The sequence below is a fragment of the Nonomuraea corallina genome, assembly GCF_027620315.1.
Classification (GTDB): Bacteria; Actinomycetota; Actinomycetes; order Streptosporangiales; family Streptosporangiaceae; genus Nonomuraea; species Nonomuraea corallina.
This window is the reverse complement of record NZ_JAPNNL010000295.1, coordinates 1-4523: the sequence shown is the minus strand read 5'-3', so window position 1 is coordinate 4523 and position 4523 is coordinate 1. Positions and strand designations below refer to the sequence as shown.

1 protein-coding gene is annotated in these 4523 nt (G+C 67.2%); it reads right to left on the bottom strand.

The features are described from left to right. Positions 1-4523: RHS repeat-associated core domain-containing protein (locus OUY22_RS35810; RefSeq protein WP_333486880.1), on the bottom strand; the 4523-nt coding region annotated here is incomplete at both ends.

Genomic DNA, 4523 nt, shown 5'->3' with positions numbered 1-4523 from the left:
GATACCAGCCAGCCATATAGGCGTTACGAACTTCTTCTGAAACTGCGTCGTCCCAGAAGAACGGCTGGTCTACCGGCCGTCCGTTGTTCATAACTCCGATACGTTTGGCCTCCTCATCCGACATCAGTGGACTGGAGTCGTAGTCGTAGCCGGGGGAGTTGATGAGATCGCTCCACCAGCGTTCGTTTACGTAGGTCTCGTGGCAGATGCTGCTGCTGCTGTCGACGCAGCCGCCTCCGTAGCTCATTGTGGTACCAGCGTAGGCGCTGATATCTCCGTAGCCGGTACCCGGACTCTTGAACCCGCCGTTGAGGGCGTCACCACCTCCCGCTCCCAAGCACAGGTAGCCAATGCTGCATCCGGCACCCGAATAGCCGCTGCCGCTGTCGGTGCCCAAGCCCGTTGAGGTGGTGTAGTGGCCGGTTGGGTCGATGCCTGTCAATGGTGCGGCGTTGGCGTAGGTGTAGCGGTTGGCTTGAACGGACGGCCTCGGATTTAGGGTGGCGGTGTCGCGACTGGTGAAGGTGCCGGTTACGGGCTGGTACCAGCGGGCGTGCATGTTGACCTTGCCGGTGTCCGGGTCGGTGTACTCACCCTGGTATCCCAGTGTGGTGGCGGCGCCGGTCCGGGCGGTGACAGCACCGAACGGGTCGTAGCTGGTGCTGCTGGTCAAGGATGTGGTGAACGTGGCGACCAGGTCGCCGTGCAGGTCCGACAGGGCGGCGACGGCAGACCCGCCGGCTTCCTGCAGGCCGAGCAGGGCTCCGAACGCGTCTCGGCTGTACTTCGCCTGGAGGGTGCCGCCAGCGCTGATGGTGGCCAGGTCGTTGCCCAGCCCGGAGTAGGCGAAGGTCTGGTTGGTGGTGCCGCGGATGCGGCTGGTGACGCGGTTGAGGGCGTCGTAGCTGTAGAGGCTGTCGCCGTCGGCGATGAGCCGGTCGAAGGCGTCGAAGGTGTAGGAGGTGGTGGTGCCGTTCCTGGTGTGGCCGGCCAGGGTGCCGCGCGGGGTGTAGGTGTAGTCGGTGCCGTCGCCGGAGGTGAGGCGGTTGCGTTCATCGTAGGTGAAGGTCTTACTGCCGGCTTTGGTGCGGTTGCCGGAGGCGTCCCACTCATATGCGGTGGTGGTGCCGCCGGGGGCGGTCCAGGAGGTCAGGCGGCCGGCGTGGTCGTAGCCGTAGGTGTTGGTGCCTGCGCCAGCAGTACCGGTGGTGGTCTTGGTGGTGAGGTTGTCGTCCTTGTCCCACCCGTAGGTGATCTTGGCGAGCTGGGTGCCGGAGCCGTTCTTCAGCGTGTGGCCGGTCAGCCGATCCATCGCGTCGTAGTCGAAGGTCTGGGTGCTGGCCTGGCCGCTGGTGGCGGTGATGGTCTTCAAGCGGCTGGCCGCGTCGTAGCCGTAGGTGAGGGTGCGGCCGGTGACCGGGTCGGTGGCGGTCTGCAGCCGGCTGTTGTTGTCCCAGGTGAAGGCGGCGGTGCCGGCGGCGTCGATGCGCTGGATGGGGTTGCCGAGCGCGTCGTAGCTGTAGGCGCTCTGCTGGCTGCCGCCCTTCGACACGGTCAACGGAAGGCTGCGGTCGTTATAGTCCACGCTCAGGTCACCGATCGTGGTGGCGCGACCGGCCAGGTCGTAGCCGAAGCTGCGCTCGGCGGTCGCCGCACCGCCGCCGCTGCCGTCCTCGTCGGTGAGGCGGCCCAGGTGGTCGAAGATGCGGTCGATCCGCACCCCGCCCGGCTGGACGGTGGCGACCTGGTTTCCGGCCGCGTCGTAGAGGTGAGTCCAGGTACGGTCGGACAGGTTCGGGTGGACGGTGGTGGCGGGTTCGGTGACGGTTTCGGGCAGACCGAGGCTGTTATAAGCCGTCCAAGTGGCGTTGCCGCGGCCGTCGGTGAGCCGGGTGCGGGCGCCTGCGGCGTCGTAGCCGAAGCTGGTGGTGATCGACTCGCTTGCGGAGACCGGTTCGATCAGCGAGGTCAACCGGCTGAGGGCGTCGAAGGTTTGCTCGGTGGTGTGACCCTCCGGCGTAGTCGCGCTGGTCGGGTTGCCGGCCGCGTCGTAGCCGTAGGAGAAGGTGCGCTGCACGATGCCGCCGGAGTTGAGGTCCTTGGCCGCGGTCTGCCGTCCGGCCAGGTCGTACTCGGCGGTGGTGGCGTTGCCCAGCGGGTCGGTGGTCTTGATCAGGCGTCCGGCCACGTCATAGTCCATCGTGGTGGTCTGGTTGGCCGGGTCCTTGACCGCGGTGACGTCGCCGGCCGGGTTCACCGTGTAGATGGTGGTCTTGTTACCGGGGGCGATCTGCTTGACCAGCCGGCCGGCGTCGTCGTACTCCATCCGGCTGACGTAGGCGGCGGTGGAGGGCTTGCGCTCGATCCGGGTGCTGGTGATCTGGCGACCCAGGTCGTCGTAGGTGGCCTCAGCGCGGGCACCTGTCGGGTCAGTCGTGACCCGAGTCTCCCCGGCCTCGTTGTATTCGGTCACCCAGGTTCCGGCGGTCTGCCCGGCAGGTGCCGGATCAGTGACCCTGACCTGGCGGCCGAGCTGGTCATAGGTGTAGCCGGTCACGTTGCCACGCGGATCGGTAGTGCTGGTGCGTAGTCCGGCCGCGTCGTAGGCGTGCTGGATGACCGGGGTGATCGGGCTGCCGCCCGGCGGGGTGTAGGCGGGCGCGGTGGCGCTGATCAGGCGTCCCGCCTTGTCGTAGGCGGAGATGTGGGTGCGGCCCTCTGGGTCGGTCTGGTGGGTCTGGTTGCCGGCGGTGTCGTAGCCGATCAGCGCCGACGGGCTGGTCTGGCTGGTGGTGCCGTTCTTGTCCACCTGCACCTCGGGGGCGGTGGTCTCCACCAGCCGCTCCAGCGCGTCGTAGCGCAGCGTGGTGGTGTAGTCGGCGGCGGTGGCGCCGTCGGCGTTGCCTCGCGGGTCGGTGATGGAGGTGACCAGGCCGCGCTCGTCGTAGCCGAGGGTGGAGATGATGTCCTGGGCGCCGTTCTCGACGGTTTCGCGGGTGATCTGGTTGAGCTTGTTGTAGGCGTAGCTGGTTGACTCGGTCCGGCTGGTGCCCGCGGCCGTCAGGGTCTTGCTGGTGACGTTGGTGTTGGCGTCGTAGGCCAACGTGGTGGTGCGGGCCAGAGCTCCCGGGTCCAGCGTCTGCGATACCAGCCGGCTGGCCTGGTCGTAGGTGAAGACGGTGATGGCGGTGCCGTGGCCGGCCATCTGCTCGATCAAGTTGCCCGCCGGGTCGTACTCATCTGCGCGCACGACCACATCGCGCGGCGTCGTTGAGCCGTTGAGCTTGGCGTCGTCGGCGATCTGCTCCTTGAGGCGATTGTCCGTCCAGTACACGTTGGTGGTCTTGCGGCCCATCGCCTCCACGCTGGCGACCCATCGTCCGGCCGCGTCGTAGGCGTAGGACTCCAGCAGCAGGTCTTGTGGCGCCTGCGGGTTGACCGGGCTGCCGGTCCAGCCCTTCAACGTGCGCGAGACGAGTTCGCCGCGCTTGCTGTAGCCCGACTCGATGACCGTGCCCCGTGGGTCGGTGGTCTGCATCAGCCAGCCCCGCTCGTTGAACACCTGCTGGACCACGCCGCCCTCGGGGCCGGTGATCGTCTCCTGTCGGCCGTGGCTGTCGTAGGTGTAGGTGGTGACGCGGTCGGGCTCACCGCCGGTCAAATCCGCCACCGTCTGCGACAACACGTTGCCGTCCGCGTCGTAGACGTAACGGCTCTGAGCGGTGTGCGTGACCTCGGTGATCTCGTTCTCCACCCCGGGAGCCGTGCTGGTGGTCACCCGGCCGCGCCCGTCGTAGGCGATTGTGGTTTCCGCGCCCGCAGGGACGGCATCGGAGATGCGGGTGCTGGAGACGAGGCGGCCCAGCAGGTCATGCTCCAGTTCGGTGACCAGGCCTTCGGGGTCGGTCTGCTCGGCCAGGTCACCGGCGGCGGTGTAGCGGTAGCTCCACACGTTCCCGCGCGGATCGGTGCGGGTCTTGACCAGGCCCGCCGGGGTGCTGCCGCCGCCGACCGCGCTCTCGGTGCCGTCGGTGTAGGTGACGCTGGTCGAGCGGCCGGACGGGAAGTCCGTCGTCTTCGGGCTGGTCTGTGCCGTCGGCTCGCCGTAACTGTTGTAAACGGTGGTGCTGGCGTAGGTGTTGTCGGTGTCGGAGTTCGAGCGGCCGTCCCGATAGGCGACCACTCGGTCGTTGCGCGGGTCGAACGGGTCGTTGGCGTTCAGGTAGTACGTCCAGAACTCGATCGCGCATTCTCCTGGGGCCCGGCAGTACTGCCGGCCGAGGGTGTTGCCGCGTTTGTCCTGGTAGATCTCGTTGGCGATGTTGTTGCGGTCGATGACCTTCTTCAGGAAGCCGGCCTGGTCGTACTCGTACCAGGTGGTGTATTCGAGTTGATCGGTCTCGCCGCGGATGCGGTAGCCGCGCCAGGCGTCATACAGATACACCAGCGTCTCGTCGTCCGGGTCGGTGACGGTCACCTGGGCCTCACCGTACTGCTGGTTGATGCCGAGGTCGCCGAGAGCA